Source organism: Arthrobacter sp. HMWF013, from assembly GCF_003061105.1.
In the GTDB taxonomy this organism is placed as follows: domain Bacteria; phylum Actinomycetota; class Actinomycetes; order Actinomycetales; family Micrococcaceae; genus Arthrobacter.
Genome location: NZ_QAIQ01000374.1, coordinates 1 through 3,199, shown reverse-complemented (window position 1 = coordinate 3,199; position 3,199 = coordinate 1). Strand labels below are relative to the sequence as shown.

Annotated in this window: 6 protein-coding genes and 1 pseudogene; 5 read left to right on the top strand and 2 right to left on the bottom strand. The window is 62.9% G+C overall.

Annotated features, from left to right (window positions below):
* Positions 1–93 precede the first annotated feature (93 nt).
* Complete coding sequence (locus tag DBR22_RS13840; protein ID WP_108599490.1) at positions 94–351, bottom strand: hypothetical protein; 258 nt, start codon at positions 349–351, stop codon at positions 94–96.
* A gap of 163 nt (positions 352–514) precedes the next feature.
* Entirely contained in the window at positions 515–748 is a 234-nt protein-coding gene (locus DBR22_RS13835; protein ID WP_108599489.1) for a hypothetical protein, read from the bottom strand.
* Positions 749–1,089: 341 nt separating this feature from the next.
* On the opposite strand from DBR22_RS13835, the gene DBR22_RS13830 reads away from it, so the two are divergent.
* The 5 genes and pseudogenes from DBR22_RS13830 to DBR22_RS13815 form a co-directional block, all read left to right on the top strand.
* Positions 1,090–1,308 carry a three-helix bundle dimerization domain-containing protein gene (locus DBR22_RS13830; RefSeq protein WP_108599488.1) on the top strand — a complete coding sequence of 73 codons (219 nt, stop codon included), beginning with the start codon at positions 1,090–1,092 and terminating at the stop codon, positions 1,306–1,308.
* 158 nt (positions 1,309–1,466) lie between these two features.
* The gene (locus DBR22_RS23880; protein WP_181365183.1) at positions 1,467–1,634 is read left to right on the top strand and encodes a hypothetical protein; all 168 of its coding nucleotides are present in this window, start codon (positions 1,467–1,469) and stop codon (positions 1,632–1,634) included.
* 228 nt (positions 1,635–1,862) lie between these two features.
* Positions 1,863–2,456, top strand: coding sequence for a hypothetical protein (locus DBR22_RS13825; protein WP_108599487.1), 594 nt, complete (start codon positions 1,863–1,865; stop codon positions 2,454–2,456).
* Positions 2,457–2,464: 8 nt separating this feature from the next.
* The gene (locus DBR22_RS13820; protein ID WP_108599486.1) at positions 2,465–2,743 is read left to right on the top strand and encodes a PqqD family protein; all 279 of its coding nucleotides are present in this window, start codon (positions 2,465–2,467) and stop codon (positions 2,741–2,743) included.
* Between the two features lie 36 nt (positions 2,744–2,779).
* Positions 2,780–3,199 (top strand): annotated as a pseudogene (locus tag DBR22_RS13815) (hypothetical protein); the annotation flags it as partial.

Here is a 3,199-nt window from a genome sequence, read left to right as displayed (position 1 = left end):
TCTCCAGAGTGCCGCCGTTCCCGCAGGCCGTGCATCTCAGCGGGTCCGGCGGCGGACTCTGCGACAGGGTAACGTCGTCCGCCCTGACGGTCATCAGGCCACTGCCGGGTAGCTGGCCAGGATGTATTCGGCCGCGGCCGGGCCGTGCATCATGAGTTTGCTGTCACTCATGTCGATCCCGCACCGCTGCATGGCAGCGCGGAATGCTGCATCGGAGTGGGGTTGGAAACCCTTGAGGAAGCACCAGCTGACATATAGCCCGTATAGGCAGTCGGGGCCTAGGGGGCAGTCGCTGGTTGGGTCGAAAATCGTGGCTTCGTCAAGAAAGTGCTGGTAATGCGAGGTGGACATCTTGGCTCATTTCGTGCCTGCATCCTGTGCCGCCGCGTTGCTACAGCAGCTTCCCGCGGTCCTTGCAGAGGGACCGGGTACCGGGACGCCGCTGGTGCGGTTAAGTCCCGTGAACTGAATTTACATCCACTGCTCGGCGGTTGTACAGAGGCCCGGCCCGTTGTCAGCCCGCGCTTGGTCCGAGCTCTCGGCGCTCGTGTGTCTGGCCGAATGGGACGTCGCGGCTGACGGCGACGGTATAGCTGGTGTAGCCGTGTTGGGTGACCAGGATCCCGTGGCGGCCTTCGAGTATGGCGTGCTGGCGGGCTATGTCCACGGCGGTATTGAGGTCGCTTTCAATGGTGTGGGGGTCGTGGGCGGTGATTTCCAGGACGAGGTCAGAGTGGCGCTTGATCATGGTGGTTCTTTCTCTGAGGGTTCAATGCCGACGAATTTGGCAGACGACGGCTCCTGGCCGGGCACGCCTGGGGCGGCTGAATGCTGTGATGTGAGAGAGGGGTGCCCGGCATTCTTTGATGGGGCGTTGGCCGGCAAGGGCCGGCGACTTGGATCGCGGAGGCATCTCCTGCGGATCTGTAGTCAGTGTGGCTGATCAATTGCTCCGGGTGCAAGGATTTGCAGGTTAACCTTTGGTGTCGGCGATCTAACGATCGCACGCCGCCAACCGGCGGGGCTCGTGCGTGCCCCCGGCCCCCTCATCTTCTTGACGTTCTGAACGGCCCAAATCACACTGGGCTGATGGACGACGAAACTGAGGAACATCTCGTTGAACGTGTCGAGGAGCGGCTTGCGGCCCGTTACCCTGAGGCGCCCCGTGCACTTATCACTGCGATTGTCAGCGAGGAATACCATGGGCTGGACGGAGGGCGCATCCGGGCCTACGTGCCGACTCTGGTCGAGAACGGTGCCCGCACGCGGCTGCACCGTGCACTAAAGAGCAGCTCTGCCGACGGATAAACCGGCCGTGGGGAGCAGCTGGCCCGCAGGGACCTGTGGAACGAGCGGGGCGGAAGGAATTCCACGAACCGCTGAAGTTCCGGTTGCTTCGTCCACTTACCTGACCGAGTGGGGGCCGGACGAGGCCCGCGCAGCACACTCCCTTGATCCGCCAGTAAATGAAGAGGCGCAATTCCCGTCCGGGCGCCTCCTGTATCGTCTCGAATCGACGCGCGGACCGCCGGGTCAACGGTGGCCATTCCGTGCTCAACGGCGACCCTGCCAAAGCCCTCAGCCGGCTGGCCGAAAGCACCGGCGCGTCACTGATCATCGTCGGCGGGCTGTAGCCCGTCCCCATGAGCGCCAGGGGTGACTTAGCGCTGCGAAAGCGCCGCCATTCATCGCTGAGATTCACCCTCAAGAACCCTTCACAGCGGATATTGACGCAATCTTGCAATTAGGTTGACGGAACCTTAAGTCGCGTCCGTGAGAGTGGGCACAGCCGGGAAAACGCGGCCATAGCACGCTGCCCGCCCAAGAGGGCCGGCTGGAGTTGAAACGATACGGGGGCGCAATTGTCTGACGTTCTGAACGCAGAGGTCACAAGCAACGAAGAAGGCGGGTTCAGTCGCCGCAGGGTTGTCAAGGGTGTGGCGTGGTCAGTACCAGTCCTTGTAACGGCCATTGCGGTTCCGCCGGCATCCGCATCAGGCGGCAAGTTCGAAGCGCTGCTGGATTTCAACACTCCTGACACCGTTAATTTCGTGCAGCAAACCAGACCGGCGGTTGCCGGTCAGAACCGTCCGGGCAAGGGTCCGATCGGTTTCCACCTGCTGAACAAGAGCGGTGCGACTTCAGGTCCAATAGTCGGGACTATTACCATCACCCCCAGTCCAGCCACCGCGACGTCTGATCCGGTAGTTGGTATCAATACGTTCTCCGGAGGCACTCTGACGGTGATGACGCCCCCTCCGGCGGTGGGCACTTTCTCCGCGAATTTCAGCCTGCCAGGCGGGGTAGCGAACAACGCGACAGCTACCTTCCTGCTCGACTTCTACTACACGGGGACCAGCAAGACGGTTGCTATTGGCAAACAATTCAACCTGACGGTCTCCTTCACCTCTCCAACTGGTCTGCTGGCCTTGCCGGCAGTTCTCCAGCTCAACTAGGCACCGCTGTGATCTGGCACCACTCCAACCTCGTTGCAGAAGTCCGCACCCAATCGACCGGCCGGGTTGCGTTGCTCCACTTGGACGCAACCCAGCCGGTGGTCCTCGAGGGTACTGCTGCAACCATCTGGGAACTCCTCGACGGCCGCCGCGACCAGGCAGACGTCATCGCTGAACTGGAAGCCGCGTTCGAAGACGCGGCGGGCCAGCTCGCAGCCCAGGTCGAGGCCTTCCTGGCCAGCCTGGAAGCGCAGCGCCTGATTGAACCGGCCGGCAGCACGAACTAGCAGTTTCACACCACTACGCCAGATCCGGGGGGATTCATGAGCGGCAGGAACACACAGCTGGCACATGAGTTGCCGCCGCTGGAGGAAATGCTCAGCAGCACAGAGGTGCTGAGCGTAGACGTCTTAGGCATGCAGTTCGCCGTCCGCTGGGGCGGCGAGGTCACCTGGGAGCAGAGCGAGAGCATGCGCTCGGCCTGGGCCCGCTGTGCCACGAGTCAGGAGCCGTTGCTTCCGCCGCTGCCCAACGAACCCACCGCGGACCTGCCTTACTCCGCCTCCGTTGTGTCCCCAATGCACGACGGCGGCACGTTCTTCCTGCAGGCCGCGTCCTTTGAGGAGCTTGCTGAGAACCTGACGTCCCGGCTCACGGTCGCCGCCATCCTGGCGAACGCGGGGGAGTTCACGATGCTCCACGCGTGTGGCGTGGCGGATCCCGTCACGGGGGCCGTTGTGGCG

Coding starts and splice junctions, on each gene's coding strand:
- DBR22_RS13830 (WP_108599488.1), top strand. CDS start 1,090: ATGGACGACGAAACTGAGGAACATCTCGTTGAACGTGTCGAGGAGCGG.
- DBR22_RS13840 (WP_108599490.1), bottom strand. CDS start 351: ATGTCCACCTCGCATTACCAGCACTTTCTTGACGAAGCCACGATTTTC.
- DBR22_RS13835 (WP_108599489.1), bottom strand. CDS start 748: ATGATCAAGCGCCACTCTGACCTCGTCCTGGAAATCACCGCCCACGAC.
- DBR22_RS23880 (WP_181365183.1), top strand. CDS start 1,467: ATGAAGAGGCGCAATTCCCGTCCGGGCGCCTCCTGTATCGTCTCGAAT.